Below are 13,884 nucleotides of genomic sequence, written 5' to 3'. Positions count from 1 at the left end.
ACTCCACGAGCGGGCCCAGCTCTTCGGACACCACGGCCTGGGTGGCTACGGATGGCCACCGGATGGCTCGGTGACGGGCTGCCGATCAGCGGACGTCAGGCACTCGGGGAGGTTGAGGTCTCCAGGCGCCAGATCACATCAATGCCCGTCTCCCTCGGGGCCGTAGGCCCTTCCGGCAGCTTCACGCGCTCCACTTCGGTGAAACCCAAGCGCCGGGCGACGGCCCCGCTGGCGGGGTTCGCCTCGTCATGATGGATCTCGATGCGATCGATGCCGGGCATCCGGCGCCCCGCACGCACCAGCGCGGCAGCAGCCCTCGTGGCCAGCCCCTTCCCCGTCCACGCGGGGTGGAGCCAATAGCCGATGTCCAGCCCGCCCGGCCCGATCCGACGCATCAAACTGATGCTGCCGACGGTCACACCGTCCGTGGTGATCGCGTAGTGGTACGCCTGCCCCGAGCCCCACTCCTCCTGGCACCGGGCCAGAAACGCTTCGTCCTGCTCCCGGTCATGACTGGCTGCAAACGGCATCCAGGGAATCAAGTGATCACGTGACTCGGTAATCAACTGGTGCAGAACGTCGAGGTCTTGGCCACGCCAACGGCGCAGCTCGACGTGGTCCGAGCGAAGGATTTCAGCGGGTTGTTCCATGGCCGAGATCCTGGTGGAGCCGCGTCAGGTCGACAACGCATTTACTGGGGTTCAAGTACTGGGGTTCAAGGGGCGGTGGGTCCGCAGCGTGGTTCAGCCGGTGGACGCTTCCGTGTCGCGTAGGCCGACACAATCCAGCGCCCAGAAGGTCTCGGAGTAGACGAGGGTGCCGGTCATCCAGGGTTCGTGTGCTGTCAGCCGGACGACTTGGAAGGCGGGGGGCGGGATGCGCAGCGACGGTGAGCGGAAGCCGAGGGTGTCGGCGCGTTCGAAGCCGCGCTGTGCGTAGTAGTGCGGCGAGCCTTCGAGGAAGACCAGGGGCACGTGCCGGTCTTCGGCCGCGGCGAGGGCGTGCTCGATCAGCCGGGTGCCGATCCCCTGATCCTGGAACTGCGGGAGCACTCCCAGCGGTGACAGCACCAGGACGTCCACGATCCGCCGGGGCGCGTCCAGCCGGCCGGCGCTCAGCAGCACATGCCCCACCACCTGCCCGTCGACCGTGGCGACGAACGACACCGGCGTCAGGGGTGCCGGCGCACTCCGCAGGGCGTCCGCGAGAGCCGGCACCCGCTCATCGCCCCCGAACGCGGCCAAGTGGAGCGCGTGCACCGCCGGATGGTCGGCGTTACATTCCTGACGGATCGTCATTCCTGCGTCGGACGCCCCCGCGTCGGTGTTATCTGTGGTCACGGCCGCGAGCTTAGAGGCACCGCATCACCCGTGCCATCCAATTCCGGGCCGCAGTACGCAGCCGGCATTTCCGCAGCGCCGCAGCGCGGGACCGTATGTCCTCAGTCGCCTGCCGGCGAAGGCAGTTGCCGAGAGGTGGAGTCGGTTGATGCGGAGTCGGTGGCCAGTCCGCGGATTTCGGTGGTGACGCGGTCCCACGCGCAGGCGGGGAATTCGTGGCCGACGCGTGGCAGGAGGACGAGGCGCGAGTCGCGGATCCGTGCGGCGATCGCCCGGCCGGCGCTGGGCTTGATGAGGGGGTCGTCCTCCCCGTGGAGGATGAGCGTGGGCCGGGTGACGGCACTGATCGGCGGTCCGTGCCACTGGGCGCCGATCTGGCGGCTCTGCGCCTGCTGGTCGTGCATACCGCGGTCGGCGTTGCGCTCGGCGGCCTCCCGGGCGGCCTGCTCGTCGAAGGTGCGGTGGGGCGAGGCGAGGAGGCGGGAGACGGCGACGCCGGCCGCGACGGCTCCGTCGGGGGTGTCGGGAAACCTCAGGCGGGCGAACTTCGCCAGGGTCCGCATGCGGATGTACCGCATGGTCCGCAGTCCCGAGACGTCTCCGGGGACGGCGGCCATGGAGGTGAGGGTGCGGACCCGGCCCGGGTGCCGCAGCGCCACGCGTTGGGCGACGGCGCCGCCGAGGGAGACGCCCAGCAGATGAGCCGACCGCCACCCGAGGGCGTCTATGACGGCGATGGCGTCATCTGCCATGTCCTCGGCCGTGTACGCCGTCTCGCGCTTGGCGAAGAGTGCGGAGATCGGGGTGCGGGCGGGGGTGGGCGGCAGGTGGGTCGAGTCCCCGCTGTCGCGCTGGTCGTACCGGGCCACCGCGAAGCCCCGCGCGGCCAGCATCCGGCACAACCCGTCCGGAATCCACAAACGGTTGACGCCCAGGCCCGTGGCCAGCAGAAGCGGCTCACCGTCGGCCCCATCGGCCAGCGCATCGAAAGCCAGCCGCACCGCGCCGTTCTCGGCCCAGCGGACGGGGCTCCACAGGTTTTCCGGGGTCGGGGACATACGTACCTCCCATGACTGCGACTGATATTAATTGCGACCGGTGTTCGCAGTTTAGAGTAGGGGAGGCGCCAGGGGAACGGGAGAGGGCAGGTGGGCGAGTGGCTCAGGAACCGGTGACGGTCTGGACGAGGGCCGAACGCGGTGCCCGCGGCCGCCTGCCCGCGCACAGCCGCACGGGCCTGGCCGCGGTCGCCGTCGAGCTGGCGGACCGGGGCGGCCTCTCGGCGGTGTCCATGCGCCAGGTGGCCAAGGAGCTGGGCACCGGCCAGGCATCTCTCTACCGCTACGTCTCCAGTCGTGACGACCTGCTCGACCTGATGACGGATGCGGTGGCGGGGGAGATCGACCTCGACGTCCCGCTCCACGGTGATCCCGTTGCGGACCTGGTCGCCCTGGCGACCCGGGCCAAGGCCGTCCATCTGCGGCACCCCTGGCTGCCCGACATCCCGCCGGAACCTCTGCGGCTGGGGCCGCGGAGCGTGGACTACCTCGAATACGCGCTGCGGGCGATGGCGTCCGTACGGCTGCCGGGCCCGGCCAAGATGGAAATCGTCGCCCTCATGAGCGCCCTGGTCGCGCAGTTCGCCCGGGCGGAAATCCAGGGCAGCCGCGCGACCACCGACCGCCAGGCGGCGCAGGCCGCCTACCTGAGTCAGACAGCCTCCCAGGGAGATCATCCCCATGTCGCCGCTGCCATGGCCGATCACCCGGGGCCGGCCCCCGTAGAAGACCCCCAGCGGCTGTTCGAGCGGACGATGCGCCGGGTGCTCACCGGCCTCGTCGTCGATGACATCACCGCGGCCGACGTCGAGGACGTTGAGGAGGACGCGGAAACGGGGGAGGAGGCAGTGGAGGCAGAGACAGAGAGCGAAGGTGGTGGCCACCCTCGGTGAGACGGCTTCTTTGAACGAGGCCCGCGACAACCCCGGCGACCGCCGCGGCCCCACCGCCCACGACCACGAGGCCCAGGGCACCCGCGATGTGCACGAGGTCCACGAAGCCCATGAAGGCCACGAAGCCCATGAAGGCCATGAAGGCCACGAAGCCGACCGCCGTGCCCCCGCCGCCGGGAAGCGCCCCGAGCGGTAGCAGGAGGCCCACACGCCAAAACGATCTCGGTTCGGCGCCGCGCGATCACTCCTCGAAGCTGCTCCGCCCCGGATCGCCCCCGTGCGATGTCGGCTGTTTGGCTGCGGCGGCGGTGTCGTCGCGGACATGTTCGTCGTCACGGGCGCACCGAGAGGCATCATGGTCTGATGAGGGTGTTGCCGGTGTGGTCACGGGTGCGCCGTTGGGTTCCGGCCTTGGTGATCGCTCTTGCGGCGTTGGTGAATCTGCTGACGCCTACCTCGGTGTCGTCCGCTCCACTGCTGGCCGTGGCGCCGGTGACGGCGGTTTCATTGTTCGGGCCGGCGGGGGTGGTCGGTGTCGGACTTTCGGCGATGGTGGTACAGGCGGGTCTGGCTTTCCTGAACGGTTCGTACGACTGGCAGGGCGACGCCGCCGTACAGATCACGCTGGCGTCCGTTACCGCGCTGGCGGTCGGTTTGAACCGTTCGCTGCGTATGCAGCATGCGAGTGCCAGCCGGGCGCGATACGCGGCGGAGATGGCTCAGCGGGCCGTGCTGCCCAGTCCTCCCAGCCGACTGGGGGATCTGCGGATTGCCGCCCGCTATGTGCCGGCCGAGGACATGGCGCTGATCGGCGGCGATCTCTACGTGATGCAGGAGACTCCGTTCGGGGTGCGCGCCATGGTCGGCGACGTGCGGGGGAAGGGCCTGTCCGCCGTCACGGCCGTCAGCGTTGACATCGGTGTCTTCCGCTATGCGGCCGATCATGAGCCTGACCTGCCTGCGCTGGTGGCGTGTATGGAAGAGGCCCTGTTGCGGGAAAGCCAGCGCCGGGAGGGCCTGGATGCGGCGGAGGGGTTCACTACCGCCCTGATCGTGCAGTTCACCGACGATCTGAGCCAGGTCCATATCGTCAACCGCGGTCATCCCGCCCCGGTGCTGTTGCACGCGGACGGCCGGGCGCGCGTGCTGGAGCCGGCGGAGGAGGCGCCGCCCCTGGGCATCTCCGGCCTGGACTCCTGGGCCTCCCCGGTGGAGACGCACCCGTTCCCGCCCGGGGCGATGCTGCTGTGCTTTACCGACGGTGTCACCGAGGCGCGCGATCCGGCCGGCGTCTTCTACGACCCGGCGGACCGGGTCCCGCGCATGGTGCAGTCCTACCTGCGCCAGACGAGCCATTTCCCGGAGCCGTCGACGGTCCTCGACCTCCTGGCCCGTGACGTCAGCCGCCACAGCGGCGGTGCGCCCCAGGACGATCAGGCCCTCCTCGCGCTGCACCGGCCGCTACCGCAACAGGACCTCCTCGCCCGGCCGCGCCAGGGATCGCCGCCGGGGGAGGGCGCTCGGTGACGGGGTGGTGCTCGCGGCCGTTCCGACCGCGCGGCTGTCCGGCCCTGCCTCACCCGAGGGGGCTGAGTGGCGATGGGGCCGGCTGAACGACGAAGGGCCCCTGCCTCACCCGAGGCAGGGGCCCTTGCGCGTGGAGCGCCCGGCAGGCCTTGCACCTGCATTTCCCACCGGCTGGTGGGCGTCTTTCCTTGGACCACAGACGCGTGACTCCGAGTGGTGCGCCGGAGTTGCATCATGATCATACAGGGTTCGCGGGACCGCGGTGCAACCCGCTCGTCATCGTCCCCGCCCTCGACCGGTTTCCGCGGCGCCGGCCGCTCGTCCTCGTCCCCCTCCTGGACCGTTTCCGCGGCGGCCGGCACCTCGTCCCCGGCACCTCAGCACTCTCCGCTCGGCCTCCCTGCTCGCTCTGCTCCGGCCGGCCGACTCTCGCTCTGCTCGGCCGGCCACGCTCGCCCCGCTCCGGCGGCCCGGCGTTGACACCGATGTCCCGGCACACGCCGAGTTCCACACCCCAAGTTCCCCCCGTCCTCATGCCTTTGAGCGGCTCCCGGCCCCCACGGCCACGTCGGAAGTCCACACAAGCATGTCCGATTGTGAGGTGCCGATTGCCGGCTGTCCGGCTCGGGAATCCTCGCAGTGGCATATGCCGCAACGGTGCGTGAAGGAGACATCATGGAGTGGCAGAGCGAGGAGTTCGGGGCTTCCCATGAAGGCATGGCGGGGGCGGTTCTGGCCGATGGCAGCGAGCCCGGACCGGTCTATCTGGACGTCGGCAGCGGCAGCCATGTGCACCAGACCAAGCAGTGGTGGGCCTACAACGGCCGGCTGGGCAGGCAGCGGGCGGACCACATGCGGGGAGCGTGCTCGTGCGGCTGGCGCGGCGCGCGCCACTATCCGATCGACTGGGATCAGATGAACGACCGCCGCTACTACGACTTCGACCCTCCGGGCCCGTACGAGGACTGGCAGGCGCACATCGACGAGGTGGAGTCACGTTCGGTGCCGCTGCCCACTGAAGTGGCGGATCTGCTGGACCGGTTGGACGACCAGCTGACGGTTCTGGCCGACCGGGCGCCGCTGGCCGCGCTGAAGGCTGTGGCGTCACTGGAGCGCACCACCGGCCGTGTCGGCCGCGAGGCCGCCTGCGCCGCTGAGGCGGATGAAGACTCGTGGGAAGCGATCGGCCAGGCGCTCGGCCTGACCGCGAATGACGCCCGTTCACGACTGACCCGCTACTACCTCAGGCACTGACCTCACGGGCCACGACGACCCGAAGACACCTGTGCCGGTGGCGGTGCCGGTGCCGCGTGAGGGCGGCCGTGCGAACCCACCTGGCTCGCGCGGCCGCCCAGGTTAGGTCGCCGCTGCCTGGTGGGCGCCCCGAAAGCAAGATCAGCACCCCTCGCCGCCTGCGTGATCTCTATGCTGACGACATGTTCGATATACCTCTTTCGGCGCTTGAAGTCGCGATGGTCCAAACAGGCGCCCGGGCCGTGGACACCTTGCGCGACACCGCGGCGTTCGCACAGGGACTGGAACGGCTGGGCTACCACCGGATCTGGTACGCCGAGCATCACCACTCTCCGGCGATCGGCGCTTTCCCGCCCGTGGTGCTGACCGCGCACGCTGCCGCCTCGACCTCGGCGATCCGTCTCGGTTCGGGCGGAGTACTGGCCCCCAACCACGCACCCCTCACGCTGGCCGAGCAGTTCGGAACGCTGGCGGCCCTGCACCCGGACCGTATCGACCTGGGCATCGGCCGCGGCCCCGGCACCTTCGACGAGTCCATCGCACGGGCCCTGCGCCGCGGAGCCGGACCGGCGACGGACGCGGAGTACGAGGACGACGTGGCCGCGACGCTGTCCTTTCTGGTCGACGAGGTCGCCCTCGGCCCGCTGCCGGAACCGTGGCTGCTGGCCTCCAGCCCCGCCGGTGCCGCTCTCGCCGCGCGACTGGGCCTGCCGGTCGCTGTCGCACACCACATCCGGCCGGACAACACCCAAGCGGTGCTGGAGCGTTACCGGGCGGAGTTCACCCCGTCGCGCTGGTGCGAGCGGCCCCGGGTGCTGTTGTGCGTGGAGACGGTATGCGCCGAGACAGCAGAAGAGGCGACGTGGCGCGTCGGACCGATGAACGTCGTCAAGGCCGGGCTCCTGAAGGGACTGAGTGAGATCCCCTTCCCCACACCCGCGGAGGCGGCCACCCACCCGTTCACGGAGGAGGAGCGACGTGCACTGGCCGGCTTCCGTGCACAACAGGCCGTCGGAACGCCGGAAACCGTCATACACCGGCTCACGGAACTGGCCGACGAGACCCGGGCAGACGAACTGATGCTGACCACACCCGTCTACGACCTCGGTGACCGCATCCATTCTTACGAACTCATCAAGAAGTACTCCGGGGCCGCGGCAGCGTCCTAGGAACCAGGGTGGGAAGTGTTGGTCTCGTAGCTGCTTGACGGGTGTTTCGCAGGCCCCTGATGCTCGCCTTCCCAAGGGGGAGGGGAGGGTGCGCCGGGCTTCAGCAGGTAGCCGAGCAGGGCGGCCGCGCCATCCTTGGTTGCCCAGCGGACCTGCCCTGCCCTCCCCGGTTGATGCGACTGTCGGGGCTGCTTTTTGCGCGCGCCGCCGGCACTCGCCCCATCTCCCGCCTTCTCCACCGCTCACGTGCATGGTTCGGCGGCGGTGGGTTGGTGGACAGGTGGGATGGAGATCCTCCCGATCCGCTACTTCCTCAAGGTGGTCGACACGGGATCGGTTTCGGCGGCGGTGCGTGCCCTGCACGTCGCTCAGTCTTCGTTGTCCCGGCAGGCCCGTCAGCTGGAGTCCTTCCTGGCGTGCGAGTTGTTCGTGCGGCATCGCGGGCGGCTGCACATCAGTCCGGCCGGAGCCCGCCTGCTGCCCGTCGCCCCCGTGACCTGGTGACCCGGCATCATCAGGCGGTGGCGGTGTTGCGCACCCGCGCTGAGGGGAGAGAGCCGCGTCTGAGGCTTGCCTGCACGGTGACGGTGACCACCACCAACGACGTTCTCGCGCCCCTGGCCGCCGTCTCGCGGCACGCCGTGCTCAATCTGAGGGAGAGGCCCTTCCCGCAGCGATCGCCGAGACCGTCTCCAGCGGGCAGGCGACCTCGGTTTCTGCTCGCATCCGCGCGACTTCTGCGTCCTGACCTTTCCAGATGCGGGGGCTGCCTGGACGTCCTTTGCCCTGGCTGACTTCCCGCTGTGCGCGTTCGGGGGCGACTGTGCTGCGGTCGGCTCCGGCTGCGCGAATCCGGTCGGTTCCGGGCTAGGCGATTCCGGGCTTTCCCGGGCGGTTCCCGCAACGTGCTTTCGCCCGCTTCCTGCTGCGCGCCCCGTTCGTCTCCGCCGCGTGCATCATGGCGTCCACGGGGCCCCGCTGGGCTGCGCATGAACCTACGAAGCGCACTGGAGCGAGACGCCGCAGCAGGATTCGGCGACACCCCACGACCGGGGACACTCGGGTGCGCGCTCAGCCGGAGCCGGAGCCAGGCCCTTGCACCGACTGCCTGGATGCCGCGCCTGCGACCCCTGCCGAGAATGAAGCCCTGAGACGACTCCGGCAATTCTTCGCGGGAGGTGCCGTCTGCCGGTCAAGTCCACTCAACCAGTGCGGAGTACGCCCGCTCGAGGCCCTGCGTGTAGCCGGTCCCCAACTCGATGTAGACATGGCCGCTGACCGCACACGCTTCACGCAGGACAGTGCTCTGGTCCCTGACCCACGTGGCGATCTCGCGGTAGGTGGTGTCGTCGGCTCCCTCAAGCCAGTCCGGGGCTGCCCGCAGGTGTTCGGGAGTCAGCTTCGTATTTCCGAGGAAGACGGAGGCCAGAGGCAACCCGAGACCGGCAGCGGCCGTGGCGGCGGCCGGTGTGACGATGTCGCCCTCGATCACATAGCCGTCTTCGGGGTCGGAGTCATCGAGAGCCTCCGCAGATGCTCGGATGAACTCTAGGAGAAACGGCTGGGCGGGCACTGCCTTGTCCGGATGCGTACCGTGCCGCACACCGTGCTCGGGCGCAGCGCGCTGCAGCATCGACACCAGAGCATCAGTCGGACACCCCGGAAGGCCCGCCCGGTCCAGCAGCATCCACGCGAGGGTGCTCTTGCCCACCCGCGGCGGGCCACCAATCAGGTAGATCACCTCAAGACCGTACCTCGGGCGAGGACTTGGGCGATCTCGCTGAGGCCGGCTCGTAACGCGGGGGACCGGGCGGAGACTGTCGGGGGACGGTGCGTCGGTTGAGGTTTAGAGATTCCGCGGGTAGAGGACAAGGCGTCATGGTCGACGGGCTGGCCGTGTGTCCCAGCGTTGGCTGGTCCAGGCTTCGCGGATGAGGCGTAGGATCACGATGATCGCGGTCATCAACGCGAGCAGTGCGTTGATGACGACCGCTCAACGTTCCGTGCAGGACAGGGTGAAGTTGAAGCCGCGGCTGTACCAGGAGTTGGTGCGTTCGACGACCCAGCGGCGAGTGTGGTTGATCGGGGTCACGACGCCCTTGGGCTGGATCCGCCACTCGCAGCCGAGATCGGTCAGCAGTTTGCGGGTGACCGTGGAGTCGTAGCCCGCGTCAAGGTGCACCGTGATCTGCTCAGGCAACGCGAGCTCGAAACGCCCGAGCTTCTCTAGCGTCGGGCGCAGGAACGGGGGTCGGCCAGGTCCAGGCCCACGACACGGTCGTAGGTCTCCAACACGATCTGCTCCAGCCCTGCGAAGACACCGACCGCGATCCACTCGTTGCGTCGGTTCTCATCGTGGTTGCCGAGCACGATTGATCGGCGTGCTTCTCGTACGAGCCGCCGAAGACGAGTTTCGCGACGAGCTTGTCGAACACGATCCGGTCCGGGACCCGTTGGTTGTGACAGCCCCACGGATGTGTCTTCGAGATGCGGTGGCAGGAGGGCCTCGAACTGAACCCACAAGGGCTCGATCGCCCATGCTTCGACGGCGGGCACCGGTGCTCCGTTTTCAGATGTAGAGATGTGGGAGTCCCACGTCAGAACGGATCCCGGTGCCCGCGTCACATCAGCCTGACGCCCCTGCCGCGAAATCTCTTACCCATTGACCAAACTCGGGAACAGTCAGTGGACGTCAGCTACTTCGGTGCCCACGGGCACGTTCCGCTGCGCGTGGCCCTGCTGCTGGCCGCGGTGGCGGGCATCCTGCTCACCGCGCTGGCGGGCAGCCCCCGGATCATGCAGTTGCGCGCGACCGCCCGCAAGCACCGCCGGGCCGACCACAGGGCTGTGAAGGCCGAGGCCAAGGACTCGTCGAAGCTCGGCGGTAACCCGGACTACCGGGAGCCCGCCACAGGGTGCGGCTTGTAGAAGGACTCCTCCAGGTAGGCGGCCTCGTGCGGCTGGTAGGGCTCCTCCAAGTAAGCGGCCTCGTCTTCATCGAGTTCGACGTCCACCGCGGTGACCGCGTCGGCCAGCTGGGCCGGCTTGGTGACCCCGACGATGGGCGAGGTCACCGCCGGGTTGCGCATGACCCAGGCCAGGGCGACCTGGGCCGGGGACAGACCCCGCTTGCCCGCGATCTCGTGGACGCGCGCGGCCACTGACTGGTCCCCGTCGCGGTAGAGGATCTTGCCGCCCTCGTCGGTCTCGGCACGCGCCGTGGCGGTGTCCCGGGCCCGCGTCAGCCTGCCCCGCGCCAGCGGGCTCCACGGGATCACGCCGATGCCCTGGTCGGCGCAGAGCGGGAGCATCTCCCGCTCTGCTTCTCGGTGGATGAGGTTGTAGTGGTCCTGCATCGACACGAACCGGGTCCAGCCGTTCAGGTCAGCCAGGTACAGGGCCTTGGCGAACTGCCAGGCGTATATGGAAGAGGCTCCGATGTAGCGGACCTTCCCGGACTTGACCGCGTCGTGCAGCGCCTCGAGGGTTTCCTCGATCGGGGTGTCGTAGTCCCAGCGGTGGATCTGGTACAGGTCGATGTAGTCGGTCCCCAGTCGCTTCAGGGAGGCGTCGAGCTCGGCGAAGATCGCCTTGCGGGACAGCCCGGCGCCGTTCGGGCCGGGGCGCATCCGCATCCAGACCTTGGTGGAGAGAACGACCTCCTCGCGCCGGGTGAAGTCCTTGACCGCCTGGCCGACGATCTCCTCGCTGCTTCCGGCGCTGTACCCATTGGCCGTGTCGAGGAAGTTGACGCCGCCCTCGAGGGCCTGCTTGATGATGTCCCGGCTGGCGTCCGCGCCCAGCGACCAGGGCTCGCCGCCCCGGTCCGGCTCGCCGAAGCTCATACAGCCGAGGGTGATGGCGGAGACTTCCAGTCCGGTCGTTCCGAGTTTGACGTATCGCATGCTTCGAAGCTAGGAGTTGGAGTGCGCTCTAACGCAATACGTCTCGGTCCGGAATTCGGAGGCGTGAGGCATGTGCGCCCTGTCAGGTTTCGACCGTTTCGGCCAGACGCACCAGAGACCCCAGTGGTAGCGAGTAACAAACTGTCAATTCTCGGCCGAGCGCGTGGGGCACTACTCAGCCCCCCGACGGCAAACCACCCTCGCGGGTCCGTCGCCACGACCGATCATCGCTCGATCACTAAGAGATTCGCTGGTCCGGGCGGCGGTATCGCGGCGCTCGCGACGGCGCCCCTACCCGCGGGATCTCTTAGTCCGGCTTTTCGGCGGGGTTCGCGTCGCCCTGCTCCGAGCAGTCGGTGCAGCGGCTCCGCGGTGTGTTGAACGCGACGAATGCCCCACCGGTCGGACCGGCGGGGCATTCATGACCTCAGATCATGAGCAGTAGCCGCGTGTGCGGTACCAGCTTTCGGTTCACGCTGGTGCTCTGCACGAAGATCGTGAAGTCGTCGTTGTGGTCCGGCTTGATGCGAACTTCCTGGTCGGGCAGGCCGAGGAGGGCCCGGGCCTGCGGCCCGGTGTACACCCGGTCCGTTTTCTTCTCCAGCACAGCAATCTGCTTCCGTGCCTGGATCTTCTCCGACTTGCTGAGCTGATAGAACGCACAACCGGTTCGGTAGGTGTGTCCGCATTCGGTGACCCATTCCCGGATCACCGCTTCGCGAGCCACCGGAATCAGCTGGTATTCCGACGGGTCCACCGGGGTGAGGCCGGCTGCCTTTATGGTGTCCTTGTTGACCGCTTCGGCGCCCGTGGAGAACACCGCCCGCGATCCCCGGATGCCCTGGGCACGGCCCATCATAAAGTTTTCGGTTGCCTGCTGGATGACCTGCCCGGCCTCCTCCAGCCCCTGTGTGCTCGTGGCATCCCAGATGGCGATGTTGTCCTTCGGGAAGCCGCACTGCATGGCCTCGCGCTTGCCCATCTGGTCCGGCACCAGGACGGCCAGCGTCCAGTTGTCCTTCTGCGTCGCGATCATCTGGGACACGGCCTGCACCAGTTCACGCGGATCCTTGGCAGGGGCATCCAGGCAGCGATGACTTGCGTTCTCCTGACCGTCGGTCAGAACGAACGTCAGGAAGCTGTGGTCGCCGTAGAGTTGAGCGGTCTGCGCCAGCTCTCCCTGCGACTTCAGCGTGGCCGCCAGCAAAGCCGTCATGCCACCGACACGGTAGAGCTGCTTCAAAGACGGCATCCGCAGCACGTCCTTGTCGTAGATGACGCACTCCACCTTGTCCGCGAAGACGTACACCGTCACGCGGGTCTCCTGGTCCAATTCCTTCGACCGGCGGGCCAGATAGGCAATCTGCTGGTCGGCGACTTCGACGACCTTGCGGCTCAGGTGTGACATGGACGAACTGGCATCGAGCACAAGAGCAACGTGATTGATGTAGTTCTGGGTTCCGGACATGACTGGTCTCCCCCTCGTTCCGATTCGATGCTCCTACCTTCGCACCCACCACTGACAATCGATCTTGAAGACGAGGTGGGATGCCTGCACGCGGGCCTGCCACGGGTCCGTCCCCCCATGCCCTCAAGGAGAGGCGGCGTGCCAGGGCGCCGGGCCGCGTCACAGACCGGCCTGGGCCAGGACACCTCGGCGACCTGGCACCCGAAGTGGCCGGTTGAGGGTCCGCAGGAGTGTGTTGCCGAGGCCGTAGTGGCGGTAGATGTCCGCCGCTCAGACCAGGTGATGGGCAGGCGCAGGGTGTCGTCCGGGTCGCCGCAGCGCGGACCGTCGATCCGATTCCAGCGGTGGTGCTGGTTGGTGTCGTGGGCAGCCAGGGGGCCGATGACATACCCGTTCGCCTTCGGTGGGTACGCCCGCGCGTTGTCCGGTCGCTTCAGGCTCACCACGGCGGACCATCGAGCGGAAGTCGTAGTGGTTCTCCCTGCGGCATCCGCGCCACCTGGCAGGCCAGCCTCCGCCACACGATGGGTGGCGGTGTGTCATGACGGCCAGGTCGCCCCCTCCAGATTCCTGGGTGCCTGGGTGTCTGGGCGCCGAACACCCACGTCCATGGAAGGCAGTGCGCTGCCTGTCGCCGTCCCAGAGCCCTTGCAACCGCATGCCACAGGCCGTCGTCGCCCCCAACGTCCTCACAGCACGGAACTTGACAGGCCCAGCCATCAATACGGAACGCCGGTCGGTCGGCGAGCGTGTCGAGCCCGCTGTCGTGCTGCGCGAGTGGTGGTCCAGCTCGGCTGCGCGCAGCGCTTTGGCCGTGGCCTCGATGTGCGGGAACGGAACCTACGGGGGTGACCCCAGCGCGGGCCGTTCCCCATGAGAAGTCGCCGGGTGGCCGTCGAACCAGATGTGGTTGAACTGGCGCGTCGCGCGCCCTGTCGACCACTTCTCTCCAGAAGGCGGGCAGCTCGATGTCGTGCCGGAGCGAGGTGGCGGCGTCGACGCGCTGTCGTGGTCGAGTTCGCCCGTGGCGTACCAGCGAAAGGCCCGGACGCTGAGCTCCGCCTGCGGCGGCAGCGGCCGAGCCTCGCTGGTACACAGTGAGAGCGGGCCTGCTCACGGTCGAAGCCCACTCGCCCTGCGATCCGTGCTTGCCCAGCTGCTGCCGAGTCCCGCTACTAGGAGTTGTCTTCAAATGTCACGCCCACATCAGGAGCGATGCGAGGGTGACGGCGGCTTGGTAGGACTCGACGGTCTTGTCGTAGCGGGTGGC

Annotated in this window: 13 protein-coding genes and 1 pseudogene; 7 read left to right on the top strand and 7 right to left on the bottom strand. The window is 68.4% G+C overall.

The annotated features are described in order from the left end of the window. Positions 1-95: 95 nt before the first annotated feature. The 3 genes from ACZ4XD_RS24430 to ACZ4XD_RS24420 all read right to left on the bottom strand — a co-directional run bounded on the left by ACZ4XD_RS24430 (position 96) and on the right by ACZ4XD_RS24420 (position 2,398). Positions 96-650 carry a GNAT family N-acetyltransferase gene (locus ACZ4XD_RS24430; protein WP_468045312.1) on the bottom strand — a complete coding sequence of 185 codons (555 nt, stop codon included), beginning with the start codon at positions 648-650 and terminating at the stop codon, positions 96-98. A gap of 93 nt (positions 651-743) precedes the next feature. Continuing rightward, complete coding sequence (locus tag ACZ4XD_RS24425) at positions 744-1,340, bottom strand: GNAT family N-acetyltransferase (RefSeq protein WP_468045310.1); 597 nt, start codon at positions 1,338-1,340, stop codon at positions 744-746. 101 nt (positions 1,341-1,441) lie between these two features. After that, on the bottom strand, positions 1,442-2,398 hold the full coding sequence (locus ACZ4XD_RS24420) for an alpha/beta fold hydrolase (RefSeq protein WP_468045308.1): 957 nt from the start codon (positions 2,396-2,398) through the stop codon (positions 1,442-1,444). A 98-nt stretch (positions 2,399-2,496) separates the two neighbouring features. Between ACZ4XD_RS24420 and ACZ4XD_RS24415 the strand changes: the two genes are divergently transcribed. From ACZ4XD_RS24415 to ACZ4XD_RS24390, 6 genes are all read left to right on the top strand, one after another. Continuing rightward, entirely contained in the window at positions 2,497-3,291 is a 795-nt protein-coding gene (locus tag ACZ4XD_RS24415) for a TetR/AcrR family transcriptional regulator (RefSeq protein ID WP_468045306.1), read from the top strand. Beyond that, positions 3,272-3,487: a hypothetical protein gene (locus ACZ4XD_RS24410; RefSeq protein ID WP_468045304.1), complete on the top strand. Its 216-nt coding sequence runs from the start codon at positions 3,272-3,274 to the stop codon at positions 3,485-3,487. Before ACZ4XD_RS24415 ends, ACZ4XD_RS24410 begins: the two co-directional genes overlap by 20 nt. A 287-nt stretch (positions 3,488-3,774) precedes the next feature. After that, positions 3,775-4,818: a PP2C family protein-serine/threonine phosphatase gene (locus tag ACZ4XD_RS24405; protein WP_468045302.1), complete on the top strand. Its 1,044-nt coding sequence runs from the start codon at positions 3,775-3,777 to the stop codon at positions 4,816-4,818. A gap of 675 nt (positions 4,819-5,493) precedes the next feature. Continuing rightward, entirely contained in the window at positions 5,494-6,072 is a 579-nt protein-coding gene (locus ACZ4XD_RS24400) for a hypothetical protein (RefSeq protein WP_468045300.1), read from the top strand. A 182-nt stretch (positions 6,073-6,254) separates the two neighbouring features. Next, positions 6,255-7,241, top strand: coding sequence for an MsnO8 family LLM class oxidoreductase (locus tag ACZ4XD_RS24395; RefSeq protein WP_468045298.1), 987 nt, complete (start codon positions 6,255-6,257; stop codon positions 7,239-7,241). 285 nt (positions 7,242-7,526) lie between these two features. After that, positions 7,527-7,745, top strand: coding sequence for a helix-turn-helix domain-containing protein (locus tag ACZ4XD_RS24390; protein WP_468045296.1), 219 nt, complete (start codon positions 7,527-7,529; stop codon positions 7,743-7,745). Between the two features lie 688 nt (positions 7,746-8,433). On the opposite strand, the gene ACZ4XD_RS24385 is transcribed toward ACZ4XD_RS24390, so the two are convergent. Then, a complete protein-coding gene (locus ACZ4XD_RS24385; protein WP_468045294.1) occupies positions 8,434-8,982 on the bottom strand; it encodes a hypothetical protein in 549 nt (182 codons plus the stop codon). 135 nt (positions 8,983-9,117) lie between these two features. Then, a pseudogene (locus ACZ4XD_RS24380) lies at positions 9,118-9,797 on the bottom strand (transposase family protein). 129 nt (positions 9,798-9,926) lie between these two features. Between ACZ4XD_RS24380 and ACZ4XD_RS24375 the strand changes: the two are divergent. Further along, the gene (locus tag ACZ4XD_RS24375) at positions 9,927-10,169 is read left to right on the top strand and encodes a LapA family protein (RefSeq protein WP_468045292.1); all 243 of its coding nucleotides are present in this window, start codon (positions 9,927-9,929) and stop codon (positions 10,167-10,169) included. Here the strand turns inward: ACZ4XD_RS24375 and ACZ4XD_RS24370 are convergent. Beyond that, positions 10,136-11,146, bottom strand: a complete 1,011-nt coding sequence (locus ACZ4XD_RS24370; protein ID WP_468045290.1) for an aldo/keto reductase — start codon at positions 11,144-11,146, stop codon at positions 10,136-10,138. The two genes, ACZ4XD_RS24375 and ACZ4XD_RS24370, sit on opposite strands and share 34 nt — an antisense overlap. Positions 11,147-11,573: 427 nt before the next feature. After that, positions 11,574-12,614, bottom strand: coding sequence for a vWA domain-containing protein (locus ACZ4XD_RS24365; protein WP_468045288.1), 1,041 nt, complete (start codon positions 12,612-12,614; stop codon positions 11,574-11,576). Positions 12,615-13,884 lie beyond the last annotated feature (1,270 nt).

The sequence above is a fragment of the Streptomyces sp. NPDC029466 genome (genome assembly GCF_055574515.1).
The sequence above is the reverse complement of the archived record's forward strand: the minus strand, read 5'-3'. Positions and strand labels throughout refer to the sequence as shown.